Annotated in this window: 21 protein-coding genes and 2 tRNA genes; 16 read left to right on the forward strand and 7 right to left on the reverse strand. The window is 71.6% G+C overall.

Annotation, left to right across the window (positions count from 1 at the left end; genetic code table 11):
- Positions 1–103: 103 nt before the first annotated feature.
- The 7 genes from ACQPY4_RS11945 to ACQPY4_RS11975 all read left to right on the forward strand — a co-directional run bounded on the left by ACQPY4_RS11945 (position 104) and on the right by ACQPY4_RS11975 (position 10,269).
- Positions 104–3,316 (forward strand): Rne/Rng family ribonuclease, encoded by a 3,213-nt coding sequence (locus ACQPY4_RS11945; protein WP_433335482.1) that lies wholly within the window; start codon positions 104–106, stop codon positions 3,314–3,316.
- 656 nt (positions 3,317–3,972) lie between these two features.
- The gene (gene rplU, locus ACQPY4_RS11950) at positions 3,973–4,287 is read left to right on the forward strand and encodes a 50S ribosomal protein L21 (protein ID WP_433335484.1); all 315 of its coding nucleotides are present in this window, start codon (positions 3,973–3,975) and stop codon (positions 4,285–4,287) included.
- 16 nt (positions 4,288–4,303) lie between these two features.
- Entirely contained in the window at positions 4,304–4,561 is a 258-nt protein-coding gene (rpmA, locus tag ACQPY4_RS11955; protein ID WP_433335486.1) for a 50S ribosomal protein L27, read from the forward strand.
- Between the two features lie 92 nt (positions 4,562–4,653).
- A complete protein-coding gene (gene obgE, locus ACQPY4_RS11960) occupies positions 4,654–6,054 on the forward strand; it encodes a GTPase ObgE (RefSeq protein ID WP_433335488.1) in 1,401 nt (466 codons plus the stop codon).
- Positions 6,055–6,079: 25 nt separating this feature from the next.
- On the forward strand, positions 6,080–7,210 hold the full coding sequence (gene proB / locus ACQPY4_RS11965; RefSeq protein WP_433335490.1) for a glutamate 5-kinase: 1,131 nt from the start codon (positions 6,080–6,082) through the stop codon (positions 7,208–7,210).
- Positions 7,203–8,468 carry a glutamate-5-semialdehyde dehydrogenase gene (locus ACQPY4_RS11970; protein WP_433335492.1) on the forward strand — a complete coding sequence of 422 codons (1,266 nt, stop codon included), beginning with the start codon at positions 7,203–7,205 and terminating at the stop codon, positions 8,466–8,468. Before proB ends, ACQPY4_RS11970 begins: the two co-directional genes overlap by 8 nt.
- A gap of 82 nt (positions 8,469–8,550) precedes the next feature.
- Positions 8,551–10,269, forward strand: a complete 1,719-nt coding sequence (locus ACQPY4_RS11975) for a TIGR03767 family metallophosphoesterase (protein WP_433335494.1) — start codon at positions 8,551–8,553, stop codon at positions 10,267–10,269.
- Between the two features lie 62 nt (positions 10,270–10,331).
- Here ACQPY4_RS11975 and ACQPY4_RS11980 read toward each other — a convergent pair whose 3' ends face one another.
- Entirely contained in the window at positions 10,332–11,372 is a 1,041-nt protein-coding gene (locus ACQPY4_RS11980) for a M48 family metallopeptidase (protein ID WP_433335496.1), read from the reverse strand.
- A 166-nt stretch (positions 11,373–11,538) separates the two neighbouring features.
- On the opposite strand from ACQPY4_RS11980, the gene ACQPY4_RS11985 reads away from it, so the two are divergent.
- The 5 genes from ACQPY4_RS11985 to ACQPY4_RS12005 all read left to right on the forward strand — a co-directional run bounded on the left by ACQPY4_RS11985 (position 11,539) and on the right by ACQPY4_RS12005 (position 14,839).
- Positions 11,539–12,828 (forward strand): phenylacetate--CoA ligase family protein, encoded by a 1,290-nt coding sequence (locus ACQPY4_RS11985; protein WP_433335498.1) that lies wholly within the window; start codon positions 11,539–11,541, stop codon positions 12,826–12,828.
- Positions 12,829–12,876: 48 nt separating this feature from the next.
- Complete coding sequence (gene nadD, locus ACQPY4_RS11990) at positions 12,877–13,479, forward strand: nicotinate-nucleotide adenylyltransferase (RefSeq protein WP_433335500.1); 603 nt, start codon at positions 12,877–12,879, stop codon at positions 13,477–13,479.
- Between the two features lie 153 nt (positions 13,480–13,632).
- Positions 13,633–14,046: a ribosome silencing factor gene (gene rsfS / locus ACQPY4_RS11995; protein ID WP_433335502.1), complete on the forward strand. Its 414-nt coding sequence runs from the start codon at positions 13,633–13,635 to the stop codon at positions 14,044–14,046.
- Positions 14,039–14,689: a histidine phosphatase family protein gene (locus ACQPY4_RS12000; RefSeq protein ID WP_433335504.1), complete on the forward strand. Its 651-nt coding sequence runs from the start codon at positions 14,039–14,041 to the stop codon at positions 14,687–14,689. The genes rsfS and ACQPY4_RS12000 overlap by 8 nt, the downstream gene beginning before the upstream one ends.
- A 77-nt stretch (positions 14,690–14,766) precedes the next feature.
- Positions 14,767–14,839: transfer RNA gene (locus ACQPY4_RS12005), tRNA-Ala, on the forward strand.
- Between the two features lie 184 nt (positions 14,840–15,023).
- Here the strand turns inward: ACQPY4_RS12005 and ACQPY4_RS12010 are convergent.
- Positions 15,024–15,581, reverse strand: coding sequence for a dihydrofolate reductase family protein (locus ACQPY4_RS12010; RefSeq protein ID WP_433335506.1), 558 nt, complete (start codon positions 15,579–15,581; stop codon positions 15,024–15,026).
- A gap of 148 nt (positions 15,582–15,729) precedes the next feature.
- Here ACQPY4_RS12010 and ACQPY4_RS12015 point away from each other — a divergent pair, with 148 nt between their 5' ends.
- Entirely contained in the window at positions 15,730–16,461 is a 732-nt protein-coding gene (locus tag ACQPY4_RS12015) for a GntR family transcriptional regulator (protein WP_433335508.1), read from the forward strand.
- A 338-nt stretch (positions 16,462–16,799) separates the two neighbouring features.
- Here the strand turns inward: ACQPY4_RS12015 and ACQPY4_RS12020 are convergent, their stop codons facing one another.
- Together ACQPY4_RS12020 and ACQPY4_RS12025 are read right to left on the reverse strand one after the other, a co-directional pair.
- Positions 16,800–17,732: an alpha/beta hydrolase gene (locus ACQPY4_RS12020; RefSeq protein ID WP_433335510.1), complete on the reverse strand. Its 933-nt coding sequence runs from the start codon at positions 17,730–17,732 to the stop codon at positions 16,800–16,802.
- Positions 17,729–19,549 carry a class I SAM-dependent methyltransferase gene (locus ACQPY4_RS12025; protein ID WP_433335512.1) on the reverse strand — a complete coding sequence of 607 codons (1,821 nt, stop codon included), beginning with the start codon at positions 19,547–19,549 and terminating at the stop codon, positions 17,729–17,731. Before ACQPY4_RS12025 ends, ACQPY4_RS12020 begins: the two co-directional genes overlap by 4 nt.
- A 131-nt stretch (positions 19,550–19,680) precedes the next feature.
- Between ACQPY4_RS12025 and ACQPY4_RS12030 the strand changes: the two genes are divergently transcribed.
- The 3 genes from ACQPY4_RS12030 (at position 19,681) to ACQPY4_RS12040 (ending at position 22,201) form a co-directional block, all read left to right on the forward strand.
- A complete protein-coding gene (locus tag ACQPY4_RS12030; protein ID WP_433335514.1) occupies positions 19,681–20,550 on the forward strand; it encodes an alpha/beta hydrolase in 870 nt (289 codons plus the stop codon).
- A 188-nt stretch (positions 20,551–20,738) separates the two neighbouring features.
- Positions 20,739–20,811 (forward strand) — tRNA-Ala (locus tag ACQPY4_RS12035).
- A 229-nt stretch (positions 20,812–21,040) separates the two neighbouring features.
- Positions 21,041–22,201: an alkaline phosphatase PhoX gene (locus ACQPY4_RS12040; RefSeq protein WP_433335516.1), complete on the forward strand. Its 1,161-nt coding sequence runs from the start codon at positions 21,041–21,043 to the stop codon at positions 22,199–22,201.
- On the opposite strand, the gene ACQPY4_RS12045 is transcribed toward ACQPY4_RS12040, so the two are convergent.
- From ACQPY4_RS12045 to ACQPY4_RS12055, 3 genes are read right to left on the reverse strand one after another with little or no spacing between them, the layout of a single operon-like run.
- Positions 22,191–23,273 carry a hypothetical protein gene (locus ACQPY4_RS12045; protein ID WP_433335518.1) on the reverse strand — a complete coding sequence of 361 codons (1,083 nt, stop codon included), beginning with the start codon at positions 23,271–23,273 and terminating at the stop codon, positions 22,191–22,193. The genes ACQPY4_RS12040 and ACQPY4_RS12045 overlap by 11 nt on opposite strands.
- 36 nt (positions 23,274–23,309) lie before the next feature.
- Positions 23,310–23,567 (reverse strand): DUF7218 family protein, encoded by a 258-nt coding sequence (locus ACQPY4_RS12050; protein ID WP_433335519.1) that lies wholly within the window; start codon positions 23,565–23,567, stop codon positions 23,310–23,312.
- Positions 23,568–23,612: 45 nt separating this feature from the next.
- The gene (locus ACQPY4_RS12055; protein WP_433335521.1) at positions 23,613–24,410 is read right to left on the reverse strand and encodes an MBL fold metallo-hydrolase; all 798 of its coding nucleotides are present in this window, start codon (positions 24,408–24,410) and stop codon (positions 23,613–23,615) included.
- Positions 24,411–24,425: the final 15 nt, after the last annotated feature.

A 24,425-nucleotide genomic window follows, 5' to 3' on the forward strand; every position in this document is an offset into this window, starting at 1 on the left:
CGGCGCCGACGACTGACGAAGCGCTCCCGCGCGGCGCACCGCACCACCCGCCCAAAGGCGGGGAACGCGGTCGCGCCCGGGAGCCTGACGGGAGATTGCCCGCATGCTCGATAACGAAGCCGACTCGGCCCCGGCCGAAGGCACAGATACAGATATCGCCGGTAGCGACGCCCCCGGGGGCGTTCGTCCGCCGAGGCGACGCGCCAGCCGTCCGGCCGGCCCGCCGCCGGACGTGGACGACTCGCCCGCGCCGCGGGTCACGCAGCCGGCCGCTCCGATCGCGGAGCCGTTCGCCGCGCCCGTGGTGCAGGCCGCCGCGGCGGCTCCGGTGAGCCGTCCGGCCGGTCCTCCGCCCGAGGTGGACGACGACGAGCCGCCGAAGAAGGCTCCGCGCACCCGTACCCGGGCGGCCGCCAAGTCGCTGGCCGAGCCGGTCGTGCAGGCCGCCGCGGCGGCTCCGGTGAGCCGTCCGGCCGGTCCTCCGCCCGAGGTCGAGGACGACCAGCCGCCGAAGAGGACCGCGCGCACTCGGGCCGCGTCCGAGGACGACGAGGCGCCGAAGAAGACCACGCGGACCCGCGCCAAGGCGGCGGCGTCCGACGACGAGGCGCCCGCCAAGAAGACCACCCGCACGCGTACCCGGGCCGCCGCCGCCGACGATGACGAGGCGCCCGCGAAGAAGACCACGCGCACCCGTACCAGGACGGCCGCCGCGACGGTGAGCCGTCCGGCCGGTCCTCCGCCCGAGGTGGAGGACGAGCCCGCGCAGGCCCCCGAAGAGGAGGCCCCCGCGAAGCGCACCCGCACCCGGACGCGCGCCACCGCGGCCGTCCCGCCGGTTCCCGAGGTGCCCGCCGTCGCCGCCGAGGACGACGAGGACGAGGCCGCCGGAGGCGTCCCGGGTGTGACGTTCCAGCCGCCCATGGTCGTCTTCCAGCCGCCGCAGCCCACCGCCGCCCCGGTCCAGCCCAAGACGAAGAGCGAGCCGGTCAAGGCGGAGCCGGTCCAGGAGGCCGCCGAGCCCGAGGACGAGCTCGACGAGTCCGGCGCGGTGTCCGAGCACGACGAGGACGACGATTCCGACGACCGCCCGTCGCGCCGCCGCCGCCGCAGGGGCGGGCGCGGTCGTGGCCGCGGCGGCCGCGAGCTCGGCGAGGACGACGACGCCGAGGCCGCCGACGAGGCCGGGGACGAGCCCGAGCCCCAGCCCCGCAAGAGCGAGAAGCAGGACCGGCCGGCCAAGGCGGCCAAGGGCGCCAAGGCCACCAAGGCCGCGAGCGCCAAGGCCAAGGCCGAGCAGGCCGAGGACGCCGACCACGGCGACGACGATGACGACGAAGGTTCGGGCACCAGCCGCCGCCGTCGCCGCCGCAGGCGCCGTGCCGGCGGGGGCGAGGACGGCGCCGCCGTGACGCCGGACGACCCGCCCAACACCGTCGTGCACGTCCGCGACTCGCGGACCGTGGAGGACGAGGTCCAGTCCGTGCGCGGGTCGACGCGCCTCGAGGCCAAGAAGCAGCGCCGCCGCGAGGGCCGCGAGCAGGGCCGCCGCCGTCCGCCGGTGATCACCGAGGCCGAGTTCCTGGCGCGCCGCGAGGCCGTCGAGCGCGTGATGGTGGTCAGGCAGGAGGGCGACCGCACCCAGATCGCCGTCCTGGAGGACGACGTCCTGGTCGAGCACTACGTCAACCGCGCGACCCACCAGTCGTACGTGGGCAACGTCTACCTGGGCAAGGTCCAGAACGTCCTGCCCTCGATGGAGGCGGCGTTCGTCGACATCGGCAAGGGCCGCAACGCCGTGCTGTACGCGGGCGAGGTCAACTGGGACGTCGCGGGCCTGGAGGGCCAGCCGCGCCGCATCGAGTCGGCGCTGAAGTCCGGCCAGTCGGTGCTGGTGCAGGTCACCAAGGACCCGCTGGGCCACAAGGGCGCCCGGCTGACCAGCCAGGTCTCCCTGCCCGGCCGCTACCTGGTGTACGTGCCGGACGGTTCGATGACCGGCATCAGCCGCAAGCTGCCCGACAAGGAGCGCAGCCGGCTCAAGCAGATCCTCAAGAAGATCATGCCGGAGAACGCCGGGGTGATCGTCCGCACCGCCGCCGAGGGCGCCACCGAGGAGGAGCTCTCGCGTGACGTCTCCCGGCTGTCGGCCCAGTGGGAGAACATCCAGAAGAAGGTCAAGGGCGCCTCGGCGCCGTCGCTCCTTTACGGGGAGCCCGACCTGACCATCCGGGTCGTGCGCGACATCTTCAACGAAGACTTCACCAAGCTGGTCGTCGCGGGCGAGGGCGCCTGGGACACGGTCGCCGAGTACGTCGAGTACGTGGCGCCGCACCTGGCCGACCGCCTGGAGCGGTGGACCGGCGACGGCGACGTCCTGGGCGCCTACCGGATCGACGAGCAGATCGCCAAGGGGCTCGACCGCAAGGTCTGGCTGCCCAGCGGCGGCTCGCTGGTCATCGACCGCACCGAGGCGATGACCGTGATCGACGTCAACACCGGCAAGTTCACCGGCCAGGGCGGCAACCTGGAGGAGACCGTCACCAGGAACAACCTGGAGGCGGCCGAGGAGATCGTCCGCCAGCTCCGGCTGCGCGACATCGGCGGCATCGTCGTGATCGACTTCATCGACATGGTGCTGGAGAGCAACCGCGACCTGGTGCTGCGCCGCCTGGTGGAGTGCCTGTCGCGCGACCGCACCAAGCACCAGGTCGCCGAGGTCACCTCGCTCGGGCTGGTCCAGATGACCCGCAAGCGGGTCGGCCAGGGCCTCCTGGAGGCGTTCTCGGAGACCTGCGAGGCGTGCAACGGGCGCGGCATCCACGTCCACACCACGCCGGTCGACCTGAAGTCCGACAAGTCCGCCGCGTCCGGTGAGAAGGCCGGACGCCGCCGCAAGCGCAAGGGCGAGGTCGAGAAGGCCGTCGAGGACAAGCTGGCGCGGCAGGAGTCGGTCAGGTCCGACGCGGTCGACGAGGGAGACGAGCCGGTGGCCGAGGAGCCCCCGGCCGAGCGTCCCGCGCGGCGCCGCGGCCCGGCCCGCCGTCCGGCGTCGGCGCCGCCCGAGCTGGACGAGGACGAGACGCCCGCGCCCGTCACGGTCGCCGACGACATCGCCACCACCTCGGTGGCCGCGGACGAGGCCGCCGCCGACGCCGCCGAGGCGGCCGAGACGGTTGCTCCGGGCGCGCTCGACCCGGTCGAGGCCGACACCCCGGCGCTCAACGGCTCCGAGCCGGACGAGGCCGCGGCCGGTCGCCGTCGCCGCACCCGCCGCCCGCGGGCCAAGGCCGAGACGGCTCCGACCGAAGACTGACAGCGCCGAGCGCGAGCGCCTTCGGGCGCCCGCGCTCGCCGTGGTCGAGGTCGCCGAGGCCGCAGGCGGGCACGTCCCGCGGGCCGGATGGCTCCGACCGAAGACTGACGGCCGCGTGAGTGCGGGCGCCCTTCGGGCGCCCGCGCTCGCGGTGGTCGAGGTCGCCGAGGCCGCGGGCGGGCACGGCTCGTGGGCCGGACGGCTCCGACCGAAGACTGACAGCCGCGTGAGTGCGGGCGCCCTTCGGGCGCCCGCGCTCGCGGTGGTCGAGGTCGCCGAAGCCGCGGGCGGGCACGGCCCGTGGGCCGAGACGGCTCCGACCGAGACTGACAGCGCTGAGCGCGGGTGCCCCTGGGTGCCCGCGCTCACCCTGGTCGCTGGAGGGTCGGCGATCCGGTATTCTTTGGAGTCGGCGTGCTTGTGCGCGCCGTCAGGCTTGCCTCCGTTCCATGGTTCGGGGCAGCCTCCCGCCGTTCCGGAGCGATCCGGAGGGGTCCCGGGTGATCCGGCGGGAGATCGAGCAGAGAGCGCCAGGGGTCCTCTCCCGGCGTGCCGCCTTCGGTCCCGGACGGAGGTAGGTCCCCGACCGGGGGCTGGTAGATCACGCGCGGGGCCGGTTCACTCCGGAAGCGCGCGCAGACGAAGGGTTTTCCGCGGTGTACGCGATTGTCCGCGCAGGCGGCAGGCAAGAGAAGGTCGCCACCGGCGACGTTCTCACCGTCGACAAGCTGACCGGTGAGGTCGGGTCGACGGTCACGTTCCCGGCCGTTCTCGTGGTGGACGGCGACAACGTCGTCAGCGCCACGGGCGAGCTCGCCAAGTACCAGGTGACCGCCGAGATCCTCGGCGCGGTCAAGGGCCCGAAGATCAACATCATGCACTACCGGAACAAGACCGGGTACAAGCGGCGGATGGGTCACCGCCAGCCGTACACCGAGGTCAAGATCACCGGTATCAAGGCCGGGAAGTAAGGGGAGGGGCCGACTCATGGCACACAAGAAGGGCGCATCGTCCAGCCGTAACGGTCGCGACTCCAACGCCAAGCGCCTCGGCGTGAAGCGCTTCGGCGGCCAGGTCGTCAACGCCGGCGAGATCATCGTTCGCCAGCGCGGCACCCACTTCCACCCCGGCCTGAACGTCGGGCGTGGTGGGGACGACACCCTGTTCGCGCTGATCGCGGGCAAGGTGGAGTTCGGCCGTCACCGCGGGCGCAACGCGGTGAGCATCGTCCCGCCGGCGGAGTAGTCCGCCGACACAGACCTTGACGATGGGGCGGACCGCGATGGTCCGCCCCATCGTTCTGTTTCCGGCCGCAAGGCCGTTCTTCAGGAGGAATCGTGGCCGCAGGAGCCGGATCCGGCGCGCAGTTCGTCGACCGGGTGGTGCTGCACGTCGGTGCCGGCAACGGCGGCAACGGGTGCGCGTCGGTCCACCGCGAGAAGTTCAAGCCGCTGGGCGGGCCCGACGGCGCCAACGGCGGCCGCGGCGGCGACGTGATCCTGGAGGTCGACACCAACGCCGCCAGCCTGCTCGACTACCACCGCCGCCCGCACCGCAAGGCGGGCAACGGCAAGCCCGGCCAGGGTTCGCACCGCACCGGCGCCGACGGCGGCGACGTGGTGCTGCCCGTCCCCGACGGGACGGTCGTGAAGGACGCGCGCGGCGAGGTGCTGGCCGACCTGGTGGGGGAGGGCACCCGCTTCGTCGTCGCGCAGGGCGGCAAGGGCGGGCTCGGCAACGCCGCGCTGGCCACCGCCAAGCGCAAGGCGCCCGGGTTCGCGCTGCTCGGTGAGCCCGGCGAGGCGCGCGACGTGGTGCTGGAGCTCAAGAGCGTCGCCGACGTGGCGCTGGTGGGCTTCCCCAGCGCGGGCAAGTCGTCGCTGATCGCGGCGCTGTCGGCCGCCAAGCCCAAGATCGCCGACTATCCGTTCACGACGCTGGTCCCCAACCTCGGCGTGGTCAGCGCCGGTGACTCGACGTTCACCGTCGCCGACGTGCCCGGCCTCATCGAGGGTGCCAGCGAGGGCAAGGGCCTCGGCCTTGAGTTCCTGCGGCACATCGAGCGCTCGTCCACGCTCGCGCACGTCCTGGACTGCGCGACGATGGAGCCCGGACGCGACCCGGTCAGCGACTTCGAGGTGATCGAGAAGGAGCTCCAGGCCTACGACCGGGTGCTGGGCGACCGTCCGCTGTCGGACCGTCCGCGCCTGGTGGTGCTGAACAAGGTGGACGTCCCCGACGGCCGCGAGCTGGCCGAGATGGTGCGCCCGGAGTTCGAGCAGCGCGGGCTGCGGGTCTTCGAGGTGTCGGCCGCGTCCCACGAGGGCCTGCGCGAGCTGACGTTCGCGATGTCCGAGATGGTCAACGAGTACCGCGCCGCGCTGCCCGCCCCGGAGCCGACGCGCCTGGTGATCAGGCCCGTCCCGGTCGGCGGCGCCGCCGATTTCGAGATCAGGAACCAGGGCGACAACACCTACCTGATCACGGGGGAGAAGCCGGTCCGCTGGCTGCGGCAGACCGATTTCAGCAACGAGGAGGCCGTCGGTTACCTCGCCGACAGGCTCGCCCGGTTGGGTGTCGAGGAGAAGCTGGCCGCGGCGGGCGCGCAGCCGGGCGCCACGGTGCTGATCGGCACCGCCGAGGAGTCGATCGTCTTCGACTGGGAGCCGGAGGTCGTGGCCGGTGAGGCCACGTCGGGTCCGCGCGGCACCGACCGCCGCCTGGACGGCCTGCGCTGAGCCGACCCCCGACCGGAGGAACTTCATGGGCAACCGCACGGTGATCTCCAAGGCGCGGCGGATCGTGGTGAAGGCGGGGTCGTCGTCGCTGACGACCCCGAGGGGGACGATCGACGCCGACCGCATCGACGCGCTCGTGGACGTCCTGGTCGCGCGGCGCGCGGCGGGCACCGAGATCGTGTTCGTGTCGTCCGGTGCGATCGCCGCCGGGCTGGGGCCGCTGGGGCTGACCCGACGCCCGCCCGATCTGGCCACCCAGCAGGCGGCGGCCAGTGTCGGCCAGGGGCTGCTGATGGCGCGGTACACCTCGTCGTTCGCCCGGCACGGCGTGACGGTGGGTCAGGTGCTGCTGACGGCCGACGACATGATCCGCCGCGTGCACCACCGCAACGCCCAGCGGACGCTGGCGCAGCTGCTGACCATGGGCGTCCTGCCGGTGATCAACGAGAACGACACGGTCGCGACCGACGAGATCAGGTTCGGCGACAACGACCGGCTCGCGGCGCTGGTCGCCCATCTGACCAGGGCGGACGCGCTGGTCCTGCTGTCGGACGTCGACGCGCTCTACACCGGCGACCCGAGACGTCCCGGCGCGGCCCGTATCGACGAGGTCCGCTCGCCCGCCGATCTGGCGGGCATCGAGCTGGGCCGGTCGGGGCGGGTCGGCACCGGCGGGATGGTCACCAAGGTCGAGGCGGCCAGGATCGCGGGCATCCCCGTGGTGCTCACCAACGCCGCGTCCGCCGCGCACGCGCTGACGGGCGAGCCGGTGGGGACGCTGTTCCATCCGGCCGACGGGCGGCGCCTTTCGACCCGCCATCTGTGGCTTGCGCACGCGACGACGGGCCAGGGACGGGTCATGCTGGACGCGGGCGCGGTCGACGCGGTCGTCCAGCGGCGCAAGTCCCTGCTGCCCGCCGGGGTGACCGGCGTGGAGGGCGAGTTCGCGGCGGGCGACCCGGTCGACCTGTGCGGCGCGGACGGGCGCGTCGTGGGGCGCGGGCTGGTCAACTACGACTCGGGCGAGATCCCGGAGCTGATGGGCCGGTCCACCCGCTGGCTCGCCCGCGAGCTGGGCCCGGAGTACGAGCGCGAGATCATCCACCGCGACGATCTCGTGATCCTGACGAGCGAAGAAGGAGCCGGTGATGAGTGATCTTGATCGGGACCGCGAGGCCTTTCTCCGGGTCGCCGAGCGGGGGCGCGAGGCGGCCGCGGTCCTGGCGCCGCTGCCGCGTTCGGTGAAGGACGCCGCGCTGCACGCCGTGGCCGGGGCGCTGGTCGAGCGGGCGGCCGAGATCGTCAAGGCCAACGCGGGCGATGTCGCCCGCGCCCGCGAGGCGGGCATCTCCGAGTACATGATCGACCGGCTGAGCCTGGACGAGGAGCGGATCGCCGCGATCGCCGCCGCCGTGCGCAGCGTCGCCGCGCTGCCCGACCCGGTGGGGGAGACGGTGCGGGGCAGCGTGCTGCCCAACGGCCTCGACCTGCGGCAGATCCGGGTGCCGCTCGGCGTGGTCGGGATCATCTACGAGGGCCGTCCGAACGTCACCGTCGACGCCGCCGCGCTCTGCCTCAAGAGCGGCAACGTGGCGATGCTGCGCGGCTCGTCCTCGGCCTTCGACTCCAACACCGTCCTGGTCGGGATCATGCAGGACGCGCTGCGCGGCACGGGCGTCCCGGCCGACGCGGTGCAGCTGGTCCCGGGGACGTCCCGCGAGTCGGTCAAGCACCTCATGCGGGCCCGGGGGCTGGTGGACGTCCTGATCCCGCGCGGCGGGGCATCGCTGATCAACTCGGTGGTCGAGGGGTCGACCGTCCCGGTGATCGAGACCGGGGTGGGCAACTGCGCGGTGTACGTCGACGCCGCCGCCGACGTCGACCTGGCGGTCGACATCCTGGTGAACGCCAAGACGCAGCGTCCTTCGGTGTGCAACGCGGCCGAGACCGTCCTGGTGCACGCCGACATCGCCGACGCCTTCCTGCCGCGCGCGCTTGCGGCGCTGAAGGCCAAGGGTGTGACCGTCCACGGCGACGAGCGGGTCCGGGCGGCGGGCGAGGGCGTCGTCGCGGCGACCGAGGACGACTGGTACGCCGAGTACCTCTCGCTCGACCTGGCCGCCCGCGTGGTCGGCTCGCTGGACGAGGCCGTCGCGCACATCCGCCGATACGGGTCCGGGCACACCGAGGCGATCGTGACCGGTTCGCAGCCCGCCGCCAAGCGCTTCGTCGCGCTGGTCGACTCGGCCGCGGTGATGGTGAACGCCTCCACCCGCTTCACCGACGGCGAGGAGTTCGGCTTCGGCGCGGAGATCGGGATCTCCACCCAGAAGCTGCACGCGCGCGGCCCGATGGGCCTGCCGGAGCTGACGTCCACCAAGTACGTCGTCACCGGCGAAGGTCATCTCAAGTAGCGGGGCACCTGTCCGAGGGTGTCGGTGGAGTGACAATCTGGTCATTGATGTCACAACGTGAGACATGCTCTAATTCACGACTGTGACAGCAGAGATCGAACGCCGGCGCGTCCTCAAGGGCGCCGTGCTCGGCGCCGGCGCCGCCGGGCTCGCGGCGTTCCCGGCGCGCCCGGCCGCCGCGGCCCCGCGCCTGCGCGGCCCCGTCGCCGGGACGACGCTCGACCGCACCCTGGTCCTCGGTGCCCCCGGCCCCGGCGGTTACCGCGGGGTCGTCGGCGGGCCCGGCGAGCCGCATCTGCTCCGCCGCGACCTCGGCGGCGCCGCGGGTGCCCGCCGCGCGGCGGCCCGGCGCGGGCTGCTGGCCTTCGGGCACCTCACCGACGTGCACGTGATCGACACCCAGTCGCCCGCGCGGGTCGAGTTCCTCGACCGCTTCAAGGACCTGCTGGGCTTCCTGCCGTTCGAGGGCTCCTGGCGTCCCCAGGAGATCCTCAGCACCCAGGTCGCCGAGTCGATGGTGCGGGCGCTCAACCGCGTCGGCAGGGGCCCGGCCACCGGGCTCGGCCTCGCCTTCACGATCAACACCGGCGACGCCACCGACAACACCCAGTACAACGAGCTGCGCTGGATCATCGACCTGCTGGACGGCGGCCGCGTCCACCCCGACTCCGGCGACCTCACCCGGTACGAGGGCGTCCAGGACTGGGCGAACTACGACGACCGCTTCTGGCACCCCGACGGCCCGCCGCCCGGTGCCAAGCCCGACGTCGCGCTCACCGAGCACGGCTTCCCCCGGGTCAAGGGCCTGCTGGACGCCGCGCGCCGCCCGTTCCAGGCCACCGGCCTCGACAGCCCCTGGCTCGCGGTCTTCGGCAACCACGACAACCTCGTCCAGGGCACGGTGGCGCAGAACCCGCTGTTCGCCTCGCTGGCCACCGGCGGCATCAAGATCGGCGCGCCCGGGAGCGTCTTCGAGGCCGAGCGCCTGGTGCGGATGCTGACCTCGAACGACCACCGCGAGCTCGTCCGGCTCAGCAAGCGGCGGAGCGGGCTGTTCCGGCAGGTCACGCCGGACGCCGGGCGCCGCATGGTGTCGCGCGCCGAGGTCGTCCGCGAGCACTTCACCACCACCGCGTCGCCGCGCGGCCACGGGTTCACCCAGGCCAACCTGCGCGACGGCACCGCCTACTACGGCTTCGACCGGGGCGTCGTGCGCGGTCTCGTCCTCGACACCGTCAACCCCACCGGCTACTCCGACGGATCGCTCGACAAGCGGCAGTTCGCCTGGCTGGAGGCCGAGCTCAAGGCCGGAAGCCGGCACACGGGCGGCGCCCGCGACCGGCTGTTCGTCCTGTTCAGCCATCACACCATCGCGTCGATGGGCAACGGGCTCGGCGGCGGGCGCGTCCTCGGCGACGAGGTGAAGGCGCTGCTGCTGCGCTACCCGAACGTCATCCTCTGGGTCAACGGCCACACCCACCGCAACGAGGTCATCGCGCACCCGCGCGCGGGCGGCAGGGGCGGCTTCTGGGAGGTCAACACCGCCGCCCACATCGACTGGCCGCAGCAGAGCCGCGTCATCGAGCTGGCCGACAACGCCGACGGCACCCTGTCGGTCTTCACCACGATCCTCGACTCCGCCGGGCCCGACTCCTTCGGCGGCCGCACGGGCGACCCGGTGCGGCTCTCGTCGCTGTCGCGGGAGGTCGCCGCCAACGACTGGCAGGACAAGCGCGAAGGCGACCGGCGCGGTGACCCGAAGGACCGCAACGTCGAGCTGCTGATCCCGGCGCCCTTCTAGGGCCTGCCCGAAAACGCCGGTGGCGGGCCGCTCCCCCGATACGGCCCGCCACCGGCCCTCGCTCAGTTGGAGCTGGTCGGCCCGCTGTCGCCGCCACGGCGGGCGAAGCGGTCGAACACCCCGCTGGCCGCCGACGCCGCGCCCTCGGCCACGTCGCGCACCTTCCCGATGAACGGGTCGGCGCTCTGCTGCCACGACTCCCGGTAGGAGTTGGCGGCGTCCTTGACCTCGTCGGAGACCTTGGCGTTGGCGTCCTGGTCGCGGCGCGGGTAGTCGCCCGCCAGGATCCGCTCGTACTCGCCGCCGGTGGCCCACTTCTCGATCTCGGCGAAGCGCACCACCGCGTAGGGGTGGGTGTGGCGAAGCAGGTTCATCAGCTTGAGGAACCCGTCGCGGACGTCCCCGGCGGCGTCGTACTCGCGCGCCTGCGCCAGGAACGCCTCGGTGCTCATCTCGTTCAGGGCGGTGCCGCCCGCCAGCTTCATCATCGTCCGCTTGGCGGCGTCGAGGTCCTGACCCGCCAGCAGCCCCGCGCGGTCGCAGGTCAGCTCCGCCTTGCGGAACCACTCGCGCAGACCCATGATGATCGCCGCGATGCCGATGTTGCCCAGTGGCAGCCAGGCCAGGCGCGACCCGAGACGCATGAGGATCATCATCATCGTCTGGTACACGGCGTGGCCGGACAGGATGTGGCCCACCTCGTGCGCGACGACGAAGCGCAGCTCCTCCTCGTCGAGCAGCTCGATCAGGCCCGTGTTGATCACGATGAAGGGGCGGTCGGACCCGATCGCCATCGCGTTCGGGACGGGGCTCTGCGTCACGTAGAGCTCGGGAACCTCGGGCAGGTCCAGGATGTAGGACGCGTCGCGCACCATGTCGTACAGGTTGCGGAACTGGTCCTCGCCCACGCGGACGCTGCCGCCCAGGAACTCCAGCCTGATGGCCCTCTCGTTGATCAGCCCGGAGAGACGCCGCAGCACGACGTCGAACCCGGTCAGCGAGCGCAGCGCCACGAGCGCCGAACGGTCCGCCGGGTGTTCGTAGGCCCGGGAGCTGATTCCGGGGAAGCGCGTGCGTGCTCGGTCCGGTGTGTTCGATGTCATGTCCGGCATGGTAAGTCCGACGATCCGTCCGGCCCCAAGGTTCCCCGGCCCGGATCACGATATGGCTCGATTCGGCCGGACGCCCCGCGCGGCGGGGTTGCGCCGCGCGGGCGCGCGGGGGTCTACTCCTGGCATCCGGGGTCAGGCGGGGGGCGAGGAGGCGCGCATGTTCGATCCGAAGGCCGAGGCGATGTCCCGGGACGAGAGGGCCGCGCTCCAGCGGCACCGCCTGTGGGGCCTGGTCGACCGGCTGCTGGCCGCCGGCGGCGTCCAGGGGGAGCGGCTGCGCGAGGCCGGGGTGAAGGGCGGGGCGGACGTCACGCTCGCCGACCTGCACAAGCTGCCGTTCACCACCAAGCAGGACCTCTGGGACAACTACCCCTTCGGGATGCTCACCGTCCCTCGGGACCAGGTCGCCGCCGTCCACGGATCGAGCGGGACGCGGGGGAGACCCACCCTCGTCGCCTACACCAGGGCCGACCTCGACCTGTGGGCCTCGATGTGCGCGCGGTCGCTGTCCTGCGCGGGAGCCGGGCCGGGCAGCATCATCCACAACGCCTACGGCTACGGCCTGTTCACCGGGGGGATCGGCATCCACCAGGGCGCCGTCGCGCTCGGCGCCACCGTCGTGCCCATGTCCGGCGGGATGACCGAGCGGCAGGTGCGGCTGCTGACCGACCTGCGCCCCGACGTCCTGGCCTGCACGCCCGCCTACGCGCTGCGCCTGGGCGAGGCCGCCGCCGAGGCCGGGGCCGACCTCTCCTGGCTCAAGGCCGGGATCTTCGGCGCCGAACCCTGGACGGAGGAGCTGCGCGCCGCGATCGAGCGCGTCCTGCCGATCAAGGCCGTCGACATCTACGGGCTCTCGGAGGTCATCGGCCCCGGCGTCGCCACCGAATGCCTCGAACAGAACGGCCTGCACGTCAACGAGGACCACTTCGTCGTCGAGGCCGTCGACCCCGCCACCGGGACGCCCGTCGCCGACGGCGAACCCGGCGAGCTGGTGTTCACCACCCCGACCAAGCAGGCCCTCCCGCTGCTGCGCTACCGGACCGGCGACATCGCCTCCCTCACCCGCGCCGCCTGCGACTGCGGCCGCAGCCTGGTCAGGATGAGCAAGGTCACCGGACGCGCCGACGACATGCTGGTGATCCGCGGCGTCAACGTCTACCCGAGCGAGGTCGAGCGCGTCCTGCTGGGCACGGGGCTGGTCGTCCCGCACTACCAGCTCGTCGTCGACCGCAGGAAGCCCGCCACCCGCCTCCTGGTCGCCTGCGAGGCCGCCGCCGGAGGCGACCCCGCCGAGGAGCTCGCCAAGGCCCTCCAGGCCGAACTGGGGCTGGCCGCCGACGTCCACGTCCTGCCCTCCGGCACCGTCCCCCGGGTGGAGGTCGGCAAGGCCGTCCGCGTCGTCCCCTGGGAGACGGGCGAAGCGCCCCTGCCCGGACTCGCCTGAGGGGGCCGGTGCGCGGCGCCGCTTCGCGTCCTGGCTATTCTCGTCGGCATGACGCAAACGCGGCGCCTGGGGATCATGGGAGGCACCTTCGACCCCATCCACCACGGCCACCTGGTGGCCGCCAGCGAGGTCGCCCACGTGTTCTCGCTGGACGAGGTGGTGTTCGTCCCCACCGGCCTGTCCTCGCACAAGGAAGGCCAGCGGATCGCGGCCGCCGAGGACCGCTACCTCATGGCCGTCATCGCCACGGCGTCCAACCCGCGGTTCTCGGTCAGCCGGATCGACATCGAGCGCCCCGGCCCCACCTACACCGCCGACACGCTGCGCGACATGCGCGAACTCCACGGCCCCGACACCGACCTGTTCTTCATCACCGGCGCCGACGCCCTGGCGAAGATGCTCACCTGGCACGACACCGCCGAGCTCTTCGAACTGGCCCACTTCATCGGCTGCACCCGCCCCGGCCACAGCCTCACCGACCCCGGGCTCCCCAACGGCCGCGTCAGCCTGATGGAGGTCCCCGCCCTGTCGATCTCCTCAACCGAGTGCCGCGACCGCGTCCACTCCGGCGAGCCCATCTGGTACCTCGTCCCGGACGGAATCGTCCAGTACATCAACAAGCGCGGCCTCTACCTCGACCAGGCCGCCTGACCTTGGACGGAACGTCCCGCGCAGGCCATAACCTGGAAGCGCTGGGGCCACCGTCACCGGTCGGCCGTACTGGGATAATCCGGGGACCGTTCCCGCGGGCCATGAGAAGCTGGAACCGGGAACCGATCCCTACAGGGAGGACCGCGAGCACACGTGACCGCATCCGACAGGGCCGCGCAGCTGGTCCGCATCGCCGCCGAGGCCGCGGGCGACAAGCTGGCCGACGACATCCTTGCCTACGACGTCAGCGAGCAGCTGGTCATCACCGACGCCTTCGTGCTCTGCTCGGCGCCCAACGACCGCCAGGTCCGCGCCATCGTCGACGAGATCGAGAAGCGGCTCCGCGAGGAGGCCGAGGCCAAGCCCGTCCGCCGCGAGGGCGAGCGCGACGGCCGCTGGGTGCTTCTCGACTACGTGGACATCATCGTCCACATCCAGCACGAGGAGGACCGCCTCTTCTACGCGCTCGAACGGCTGTGGAAGGACTGCCCGCTGATCGAGCTGCCCGACAGCGTCAACGCCCACGCCGAGCATCGCGCCCGAGCCGTCGGGAGCCCGCGTGACTGACCGCGTCCCCGGCCGCCGCCGGGTCGTGCTGTGGCGCCACGGCCAGACCGCGTGGAACGTCGAGCGCCGCTTCCAGGGCAAGACCGACATCCCCCTGGACGACACCGGCGTCCAGCAGGCCCACAGCTCGGCCCGCCTCCTGGCCGGGCTGCGCCCCACCGCACTCCTGGCGTCCCCGCTCCAGCGCGCCGCCGACACCGCCCAGGCCCTGGCCAAGGTGACGGGCCTTCCCGTCCGCCACGACAAGGACCTCATCGAGCGCGACGGCGGCGCCTGGGAGGGCCTCACCAACCGCGAGATCCGCGACCGCTACCCCGCCGAGTACGCCCAGTGGCAACCGCCCGGCGGCGAGACCAGCGCCCAGGTGGCCAAGCGCGTCGGCGCCGCCCTCGAACGCGCCCTCGACGACCTGCCGCCCGACGGCCTGCTCGTCGTCGCGTCCCACGGCGCCGCCCTCCGCCTGGGCATGTCCCACCTCCTCGGCCTGCCCGAGGAGGTCTGGGAACGCCTCGGCGGCCTGTCCAACTGCTGCTGGTCGGTCCTGGGCGAGATGCGCGACGGCGGCTGGCGCCTCGTCGAGCACAACGCCGGCACCCTGCCCGAACCCGTCCTCAGCGACGACCGCACCGAGAACGGCACCTGACGAAACCGATTCGAGTCCAAGCCGCCGGTCCGCTAGACTGACGGCGCGCTGCGGGATGCACGTCCACGCAGCCGCACGGGGCTATGGCGCAGTTGGTAGCGCGCCTCCATGGCATGGAGGAGGTCTGGGGTTCGAATCCCCATAGCTCCACTCGGAGTTGGGAGAGGTGTGCCCGCGGAGGGCGCGGGCCTTTACTCCTCGTTATTTTGCCCGGGGGGACGACCCCCCGGAGCCCCCCGATGCGGGGGCTTTGCCCCCGCGCCCCCACCAGGGGGCTTCGCCCCCTGGACCCCCTTTTGGGGCTTTGCCCCTTGCCCCCTTTGGGCGTTCGTGTTTAGTAGCGGACGCGGTAGCGGATGTGGGTGGCTTGGGGGGTGTCGATGACCTGGATGATTTCCAGTTCGATTTCCGAGGGTAGGACGTCGAACAGGCGGTGGCCGGCGCCGAGCAGGACGGGGATGTGGTGGATCTGCACCTCGTCCAGTACTCCGGCTTCTAGCGCTTTTTGCACGGTGTAGGCGCCTCCGCGGACCTGGACGTCTCGGTCGCCGGCGGCGGACTTGGCCTGGGCCATGGCGCTGGCGATTCCGTCGTTCACGTACGTCACCAGCGGGTGGATCCAGCGGGCGGCCGGGCTGGGTGGGCGGTGGCTGGGGACGAAGATCGGGGCGCCGCCGTGGTCGCCGCCCCAGTGGTCCATGAGTTCGGCGGTGCGTCGTCCCGCGAGGATCGCGCCGGCCGCCTTCCACTCGCTTTGGAACTGCTGGACCGGGCCGGTCTGGGCGTCGGCCCATTTGTGCAGCCGTTCGCCGCCCTCGCCCCCGAGGTAGTCGTTGGGGTCGGCGACGTACCCGTCTAGGGACATCGACATGTCGAGCACTGATCTGGACATGGCTTGGTCCTTGTCTGCTTGTAACTGTGTCCTTGGAATACTGTTTACTGTAGAGACAGTTTGTGGGTGATGGCAAGCGGGGGACTGTCGCTCTTGGTTCGTCGGCTCGGTCGTAGACTGGGGCGCCGGTCTGGCTGAGGGGTGACGGGTGGTGGCGCGCAGCACTGTTGTCGACGAGGTCGCCGATCGGATCGCGTTTCAGATCGCTTCGGGGCGGTTCGAGGCGGGGGAGCGGCTGCCGTCGATTCGGAACCTGGCCGCGGAATACGGGATCAATCCCTCGACCGTTCAGCTGGTTCTGGGGCGGCTGCGGACGGCCGGGTTCGTCGAGCCGCGGCATGGGCTGGGGGCCGTGGTCTGCGATATCCACCTGTACGGCGGGATCGAGACCTGGCGCTATCTGATCCGGTTCTCGCACATGCTGCCCGATCTGACCGTCACGACCGTGCGGGACGTCCTGGACGCGCTGCGGATGTTCTACGACGGCGCGCTGCCGAGGATCGCCGCGAACCCGGCGGAGTATGACGTCGCTCCGGCGCGGCGGGCGTTGCGCCGGTTGGAGTTGCTGGTCGAGGACGAGAGTGCGGTGGCCAGTGACGTGCATAAGGCGGTGCTGCAGATTCTGCGTTCTGCGCTTTCCGTGCTGGGGGGCGGGGTGGTGATGGCGATGTTGAACTCTCTCGGGGCGATGTTGGGGGAGATTCCCGAGGTGGTGGACGCCCTTTACGCCGAGCCCGCCGAGCATGCGTGGTGGTGGGGCGAGATGCTGGCCGCTTGGGAGGCCGGTGACGCCGAGCGGGGGCGTCAGGCGCTGCTCCTTCTGGACGACTGGCACGAGCAGGCTCTGGGACGGTTGCGGGCGCGTTTGGACGTGTCCTAGGGGCGGTTTGGTTGTCAGTCCGGTGTCTATTTGTGGTGTGGTGTGTGGCACAGACTATGAGGCGTCACTCGATCACCTTGGAGAATGGTTGATGTCTCAGGCATTTCGTGGTGCCGAGTTGCGTGTGCGGATTGGGTCTTCGGGCGCCTACACCGTTCATGGGTGGCGTGCTGATGGTGCGGCGCTGACCCTGGAGGACGCGCGGGTGCCGCTTGCTTCGGGTGAGTACGCGAGTACTCGGGCTCTGGCTGCCGGGCTGCAGGCTGCGTTTCCTGGGGCGATCATCGTTATCGCTTATGGCGGGCCCGAGGAGGTGGATCTTCCCGAGCCTGTTTTGATCAGTCGGTGAGCGCTTGGATGACCAGGGGCCAGGCGGTGTGGAGTTCCTGGGTCCATTCGGGCCAGGCGTGCCAGCCGTCGCCGTAGATGTGGGCGGTGACCGGGATGCCGAGGTCTCGCAGGCGGGTGACGAAGGTCTGGTTCATGCGGCCGATGAAGATCTCGCTGAGCTGGGTGAGGCGCCACTGGGCGCCGGGTGGTGTGTGGGGGCCGTTGAGGCCGGTGGTGCCGCTGGAGACGTACAGGCCGGTGCCGCGCAGGTTGGACGCCAGGACGTAGGGGTCGTGGGCCCGCCAGTTGGCGTCGTCCAGGCCGGGCACTCCGAAGATGCGGAAGGCGTCCAGGCCGGAGCCGAGCAGGTTCGTGACGGTGAGGAACGCCTGCATGCCGTCCATCGTGAGATGGGTGGGCCCGCTGAAGGAGCCGGCGTAGCGGAACAGGCCGGGGTGGCGGGCGGCGTAGGCCATGGCGCCCTGGCCGCCGGACGAGACGCCCAGCGCGGCGCGGCGGTTTCCGGCGCGGTAGCGGGTCATGACCTGGAGGAGTTCGCTGGTATGGAAGGTTTCCCAGCGGGGGACGCCGCCCCTGCCGTGGTTCCACCAGTCGGTGTAGCTGCCGTTGTCGCCGCCCGTGGGCATGACCACCATGACGTCCTGGTCCGCTGAGAGGCGTTCGATGTCGGTCTCGCGGGTCCAGGACGTGTAGTCGTCGCGTCCGCCCTGGTAGGCGTAGACGACGGGCCAGGTTCGCGCGGCGGTGCGCGACCAGGTTCTGGGCAGGAGTATCCGGGCCTTGACCGTTGTTCCGATCGCGGACGAGTGGAACGACAGGTCGAGGGTCCGTTGGTTCAGCCAGGTCTCTGTGATGGCTTGTGCTTGGGCCGGGCTGGTGAGCAGGGGGATGGTGATGAGGAGGGCGGCGATTCGTTTCACGCGGTGTCCCTTCGGGCGAGGATCCGGTAGGCATTGCTGTGCCTGCGGGCCAGGGGATAGGTGAGCAGGTCGAGCGCGATGGCCGTGGCCATGAGGGGCGCGGCGAGCAGCAGCGTGGCGAACACCCGGGCGGACTCGGCGCGGCCGGGGCGGCGTGGCCACCAGGGACGGTCGACGTCCAGCGAGAGCCAGTTCAGGAGGGCGGCCGCCGAGGTGATGAAGTCCGGGCCCTGGTCGGCCTCGCGGTGCTGCTCGGCGACGATCCGCAGCCCGCGCAGTTCCAGGGCTGTTTTGAGGTTCTCGATCGGGATCAGGTGCAGGTGCTGGGGCGCCAGGTAGGGCACCCAGAAGCCGCGCAGGATCCGGGCGAACGGGGACGCGGGATCGGGCATCTCGATGAGCAGGTGCCCGCCAGGCGGCAGGATCTTGGCCGCGGCGTCGAGCTCCGCGAGTGGATCGGCGGTGTGCTCCAGGTAATGGAACATGCTGACGATGTCGTAGGTGCCGGTCAGGGTGGGCGCGTAGTCGAGGAACGCGCCTCGGTAGCCTCGGCCGATCCAGCCGCGTGCCGTCGCCTCGTCGATGGCCGCGCTCTGGTCCAGGCCGTCGAAGCGGGTTCCGGGCAGCTCCCGGCGGGCGGCCCGGCAGAAGTGGGCCCGGCCGGTGCCGACGTCCAGCCAGGCCCGGGGGCTGAGGTGCTCGCGGGCCAGGCGGGCGCGGGCCAGGTACCAGGTGGTGGTGGAGCTGAGGATCCGCTCGGCGAGGGCGTCGCCGAGTCCGTCGTAGACGTCCTTGTAGTAGAAGTCGAGACCCTCGGGAGTGACGCGGGGGTTCTGGAAGATGTGGCGGCATCTGGCGCAGCGTTCGAGGGTGAAGCGGCCGGGCTTGCCCTGGAGGACGTCCCGGGCGGTGACGTGGTGGCGCAGGTCGCGGGAGCCGCACCAGGGGCAGTCGTCGCGGCGGGGGCCGAGGAACCGTCCGATGCCCGCTTCGATCTGGGTGCGGTACCAGGTGCGTGCGTGTTCCCGGCGGGCGATGAGCGTGCGTTCCCAGCGGGTTCGGGGGGCGCGCAGCGTCCGCCAGATCGAGAGCGGAGTATGGATCATGCGTCCGAGCGCCACCTGGTGGAGGTCGCGGGGTGAGATGGCGGTGCCGCCGAAGACGAGGTAGGGCAGCAGGCTGTAGAGGACGGCGAGGCACGCGCCGGGCAGCGGTGCGGCGGCGATGGCCAGCACGACCAGGGTGTAGCCGGCGGCGGACGCGCCGAGGGTCTGCGGCAGCGCGAGGGTCTGCGGGATGATCAGCGCGAGCGAGCGGAGCAGGGCCCGCCGGTGGGTGGTCAGGTTCAGGGCCGAGATGGGCGCCACCACCATGTCGGCCGTGCCTGTGGAGAACCGGAGCCGGGTTGTCAGCTCGCCGAGTTCCGCGGGGTCGGGCGCCGTGGCGCCGCGTGCCTCGGCGAGGGCCCGTGGGCGCGCCAGGACGGCGTGGCACGCGCCCCGGCCCATGCCGTGGACGTCGCGGCGGTAAGCACGGAAGTCCAGATGCTTGGCCAGGTCCAGGGCCTGATCCACCGGCAGGTCGGCCGGGACCAGGTCGAGCATCCCCAGGTCGTGATCGCGGGCGTACCGGTCGGCGGCGCGGCGGACCTCTTCGGGGACGGACACGTCCTCGGCCGTGACGAGCGCGTACGGGTCGGGGGGATCGGGATCGGGGTCGGGTGACGGCGGCAGGCGGTGCAGCCCGGTCAGGCGATGCCGCAGGCGCAACGCGTTGCCGGTCATGCAGGCGGCGAGCAGGCAGATGAGCCAGACCATTGTTTTCACCTGACCTTTCCCGGGGTGGTGGTTGTTTGTTTTGGGCAGCTCGAAATTGCGGTTCGGCTGTGCGAACCGCGTCTTTGTTTTTGTGGCGGGATATGGTTGTCGGGACGTTATGGTTTCCGTTTATGAATGTCAGGGTCCTTGAAGAGGAACGGCTGAGTGACCGCCTGCGTGAATTGACGGTGCGGGCGGAGTCGGTCGGTGTGGACGCTCTGCGGATCCAGGTGCTGCTGCCCCGGGGCTGGTCCGCACGGGGCACGCGCTGCTGGCCGCTGCTGAGCCTGCATCACGGTGGGCTGGACGACTGCCGGTCCTGGACGCGCGAGACCGACGTCGAGCGGCTCAGCCGCGACGACGACGTGCTCATCGTCATCCCCGACGGCGGCAGGGCCGGTGGCTACACCGACTGGCGGCGCGGCCCGCAGTGGCAGAGATTCCACGTCCGGGAGGTGTTCGAGCTGATGCGCGACCGGTACCGGGCCTCGTCCGTGCGGGCGGTCGCGGGAGTTTCCGGCGGTGGATACGGGGCCCTGCTCAGCGCCGCGCGCAACCCGGGGACGTTCCGCTACGCGGCGGCGCTCAGCGGGCTGTGCTCGATCCGCACGCCTCTGGCCGCGGTGGGCCTGCTGGCCGCGACCGCCGTGGCGGGACGCGTCAATCCCCTGGACATGTGGGGCGTGCCCGTCCTGCACGACCGGCACTGGCGGGCCAGCGACCCGCTGCATCTGGCTCCGCGGCTGCGCGGCACCGGCCTGTACCTGTCGGCGGGGCGGACCGGTCGGCCGGGCCCCCTCGACCCGCCCGGCGCGGCCTGGAGCCCGGCCAATCTGGCCGAGCCCATCGTGCGCTCCACCGTCGGACCGTTCCTGCGCCGTCTTCGCGCGCTGGGAATTGAGCCGACCACGCATCTGTATCGGGACGGCACCCATAGCTGGCCCTACTGGAAACGCGAGCTTCACCTGGCGTGGCCTCTGCTCATGCGCTCCCTTTCTTAAGGGTTGGATCGTGAGTCATAGTCTGTGTCGTACAGTGATTCGTGTACATGTCCTTGTGCACATGTTTTCTGGTCCCCGTTACTCAAATCTGTGAGTCTCGGGCGGATTGCGCCGCGCGGGGTGGTCGGAGCGGTGGTCGGGGTGGGCTAGGCTTTCTCGTGGTCGGGCTGCCCTCGGGTGGACGACATGGGGCTATGGCGCAGTTGGTAGCGCGCCTCCATGGCATGGAGGAGGTCTGGGGTTCGAATCCCCATAGCTCCACTCGATCCCTGGGCCCAGTGTGGTCGGAGCTTTGCTCCTTCCCGCTGGGCTCTCGTCGTGTCGGCCCAGGGGGGCGACCCCCTGGAACCCCCGGGCCGCTCCGCCCTGAGATCCTTTACTGTTTCTTGACCCTTCCCCATCACCGTGTGTTCATCTTTCGCCACTGGTTGTCGCGTTTGGATGGCTTTAAGTTCCTATCGATCGTCTCGACCCCCCGAAGGAGACATCGATGGAACGTCGTTCCTTCCTGCGCGCCTCCGTGGTCGGCACCGGTGCCGTCGCGTTCTCGGGCAGCCTGTGGCAAGGGGCCGCTTCGGCGGCGCCCGCACAGCTCGCTCCCGGGCCGTACGGCGCGCTCCAGGCCGCCGACGCCAACGGCATCCAGCTGCCGTCCGGCTTCACCAGCAGCATCGTCGCCCGCTCCAGCCAGACCGTCCCCGGCACGTCCTACACCTGGCACGGAGCCCCCGATGGGGGCGCGTGCTTCGCCGACGGGACGGGCTGGATCTACGTGTCCAACTCCGAGCTCGGCAGCGGCGCGGGCGGCGTCTCGATGCTGAAGTTCAACTCCAGCGGGCAGGTGACCGCGGCCTCGCGCATCCTGTCCAACACCAGCCGCAACTGTGCGGGCGGCACGACGCCTTGGAACACGTGGTTGTCGGGCGAGGAGACCTCGACCGGGTACATGTGGGAGACCTACCCGTTCGGCGGGACGGGCGTCGCGCGTCCCGCGATGGGACGGTTCACGCACGAGGCCGCCGCGGCCGACCCGGTGCGCAAGGTCATCTACCTGACCGAGGACGTGTCCGACAGCTGCCTCTACCGCTTCATCCCGACCACGTGGGGCAACCTGTCGTCCGGGACGCTCCAGGCGCTCAAGGCCGGGACGGGCACCTCGGGCTCGTTCACCTGGGGGACCGTTAGCGACCCCGACGGATCGCCCACGGCCACCAGGAACCAGGTGTCCGGCGCCAAGAGGTTCAACGGCGGCGAAGGCTGCCACTACGCCAACGACACCCTGTGGTTCACCACCAAGGGCGACAACCGGGTGTGGCAGCTCAACCTGGCCAACAGCACCTACGAGCTGGCCTACGACGACAACCTGGTGAACCCGGGGCCCGCGCCGCTGACCGGCGTCGACAACATCACCGGGTCGAGCTCCGGTGACCTGTTCGTCGCCGAGGACGGCGGCAACATGGAGATCGCCCTGATCACGCCGGACGACAAGATCTCGGTGTTCCTGCGCATCAACGGCCAGAGCTCCTCGGAGATCACCGGGCCCGCCTTCAGCCCGGCGGGCAACCGGCTCTACTTCTCCTCGCAGCGCGGCACCTCGGGTTCGTCCTCGGGCGGCATCACCTACTGCGTGACCGGCCCGTTCAGGTCCTGAACCGCAGGACGGCCCCGACGCCCAGCTCGGCGTCGGGGCCGTTGGACGGCAGGATCACCAGCTCGCCGTCGGTGGCGGCGACGGCTCTGACCAGGGCGGCGTCGGCCCTCTCCCGCTGGGGTTCGTCGACGCCGTACTGGGTGAGCTCCTCGGGATCGGCCGCGAGATGGGTGGAGTCGGGGCCGATCCACAGCTGGGCGGGGGACTCGGGGTCCTCGTCCAGCAGGAGGCTCTCGATCTGGCCCCGGCGGGCCGCCTCGACGGTCGCGGGCAGGCCCGCGACGGCGCGCTCGCCGTTGGCCAGCTCGCGGTCGAAGCGCTCGGCGACCGCCATGACACGCTCGGCCTTCTTCAGGCTCAGCACGCGCGACAGCTCCGAGGACAGCTCGGCGCCCCGGCCCGACTCGACGGTGTGCTCGCGGACGCCCTCGGAGATCTCGTCCAGGACGGCGGTCCTGGCGCGCGGGTCGCCCGCGATGAGGACCGCCTCGGCATGGCAGCGGCGGGCGGTCCGGTCGATCTCGCGGCCGACCTTCTTGGCGTTGGCGCGCAGCCCGTTCTCGGCCAGGCGCTGGAGGTGCGACGACTCGGCGTCGCCGGCGCTCTTGGTCTTGCGGACCGGCCCCTCGTCCCCCTGGACGTCGACATGGCGGCGCCGCCCCTCGGCGTCGACGGAGTCGATCTCGCCGCCCTGCCGGTCGACCACCGCGACCACGTGCGGGTACCGCTCGCCCCGTTCGGCCAGATACGGCAGGACGTGGGGGAGCGGCGACACGCGCGCGAGCGACGCGGCGGGCGCTTCGGGCAGGCGCTCGGTATGGACGACCTCCCCGCCCGCGGCGAAGAGGATCAGCCCCTCCGAGCGGCGGAGCTCCAGCTCATGGCCGATGGCCTCGTCGATGGCCTTGAGGGTTTCGCGAGGCGCCCGCTGGGCTTCCAGGTCCGCGCGCAGCGCTCTCCAGCGCAGCTCCGCCGCCTTGGGCGCGTCCTCGGTGGTGCGGGTCAGGTCCGCGTAGACACTGGCGTAGGGGCCCGGCCGGGAATAGAGCGGTTTGAGGAAAGACAGATCCATAGGCCCGCCCTACCCGTTTCGGCCGGCTCAAACGTCTCAGTGGTTCCGCAGCGCCTTGATCAGTTGGGGTTTCGTCATGGTCGAGCGGCCGGAGATACCGATCTCCCGCGCGCGCTTGACCAGGTCCTGCTTCGACCAGTCGTCGTACGAGCCGCCCTTGCCGCCCTTACGCCCGACCTGCTTCTTGCCCTGGCTGGCGGAGGCGTTGGCGATGCGCGCCGACTTCTCCTTGCTCTCGCCCTTCTTGCGGAGCTCCTGGTAGGTCTTCTCGTCCTTGATCTGCGCTCTGGGCATGTCCGTATCCCTCCTTGTGGACTTGGCTTACCCGTGTTACGCGAGCTACACATCGATGAACGGATCGGGCAGGTGCGGCGTGGCGATCGCCCCGCCGCGCGCGCGGACCCGGGCCAGGAGCTCGGCCCGGACGGCCGAGGCCGCCGCGGTGTCGTCGTCGTAGAGGTAGGTCACCGACGGGTCGGCCAGCTGGACGGGGTGGTGCAGCAGATCCCCGGTGACCACCAGGTCGTCGTCGCCGACGATCAGCGACTGGTGGCCGGGAGTGTGGCCCGGCGTGGGCGTCAGCAGCAGGCCGGGGGCCAGGCGCGACTCGTCCTCGACGGCGTCCAGGAGCTCCGCCTCGCGCAGCGGCGCGAGCACCCGCTCGGCGATGACGGGGTCGGCCGCGTCCAGCTCCCGCCGCTGGACGAGATGGCGCGCGTTCCCGAACAGCGGCCTGCCGTCCGCCACGGCCCCGGCGGAGTGGTCGCTGTGCAGGTGCGTCAGGACGAGCACGTCGATCTCGCCGGGGGACGTGCCCGCCCGGTCGAGCGCCTCGGCGACCGCGCCGGGCACCGGCGCCCATGACGCGGCGGGGGAGTCGGCGGGCCCGAGACCCGCGTCCACCAGGACCGTCGGCCCGCCCGGCACGCGCAGCAGGTAGCAGTAGAAGTGCAGGACCCATTCGCCCTCAGGCCCGAACACCCGGGGCTCCCGCTCGCGTACCCGTTCCCACAGGTCGTCCGGGGCGCCCGGGAACAGCTCGGGAGGCGGACGCCGCAGGCTCCCGCCCATGGGGCCGACCGCGTCCAGGAGCGGGATCACCTCGATGCCGGCGACATACCGTGGTTCCAGATTCATGCCGGCAACGATCTC

The sequence above is a fragment of the Spirillospora sp. CA-294931 genome (assembly GCF_050946795.1).
In the GTDB taxonomy this organism is placed as follows: domain Bacteria; phylum Actinomycetota; class Actinomycetes; order Streptosporangiales; family Streptosporangiaceae; genus Spirillospora.

Excerpts from the sequence above, each read along its gene's own strand:
- ACQPY4_RS11970 (WP_433335492.1), top strand. The coding sequence starts at position 7,203 with ATGAGTGATCTTGATCGGGACCGCGAGGCCTTTCTCCGGGTCGCCGAG.
- ACQPY4_RS11980 (WP_433335496.1), bottom strand. The coding sequence starts at position 11,372 with ATGACATCGAACACACCGGACCGAGCACGCACGCGCTTCCCCGGAATC.
- rpmA (WP_433335486.1), top strand. The coding sequence starts at position 4,304 with ATGGCACACAAGAAGGGCGCATCGTCCAGCCGTAACGGTCGCGACTCC.
- proB (WP_433335490.1), top strand. The coding sequence starts at position 6,080 with ATGGGCAACCGCACGGTGATCTCCAAGGCGCGGCGGATCGTGGTGAAG.
- ACQPY4_RS12055 (WP_433335521.1), bottom strand. The coding sequence starts at position 24,410 with ATGAATCTGGAACCACGGTATGTCGCCGGCATCGAGGTGATCCCGCTC.
- ACQPY4_RS11985 (WP_433335498.1), top strand. The coding sequence starts at position 11,539 with ATGTTCGATCCGAAGGCCGAGGCGATGTCCCGGGACGAGAGGGCCGCG.
- nadD (WP_433335500.1), top strand. The coding sequence starts at position 12,877 with ATGACGCAAACGCGGCGCCTGGGGATCATGGGAGGCACCTTCGACCCC.
- ACQPY4_RS12025 (WP_433335512.1), bottom strand. The coding sequence starts at position 19,549 with ATGGTCTGGCTCATCTGCCTGCTCGCCGCCTGCATGACCGGCAACGCG.
- ACQPY4_RS12045 (WP_433335518.1), bottom strand. The coding sequence starts at position 23,273 with ATGGATCTGTCTTTCCTCAAACCGCTCTATTCCCGGCCGGGCCCCTAC.
- ACQPY4_RS12010 (WP_433335506.1), bottom strand. The coding sequence starts at position 15,581 with ATGTCCAGATCAGTGCTCGACATGTCGATGTCCCTAGACGGGTACGTC.
- ACQPY4_RS11945 (WP_433335482.1), top strand. The coding sequence starts at position 104 with ATGCTCGATAACGAAGCCGACTCGGCCCCGGCCGAAGGCACAGATACA.
- ACQPY4_RS12050 (WP_433335519.1), bottom strand. The coding sequence starts at position 23,567 with ATGCCCAGAGCGCAGATCAAGGACGAGAAGACCTACCAGGAGCTCCGC.
- ACQPY4_RS12040 (WP_433335516.1), top strand. The coding sequence starts at position 21,041 with ATGGAACGTCGTTCCTTCCTGCGCGCCTCCGTGGTCGGCACCGGTGCC.
- ACQPY4_RS12030 (WP_433335514.1), top strand. The coding sequence starts at position 19,681 with ATGAATGTCAGGGTCCTTGAAGAGGAACGGCTGAGTGACCGCCTGCGT.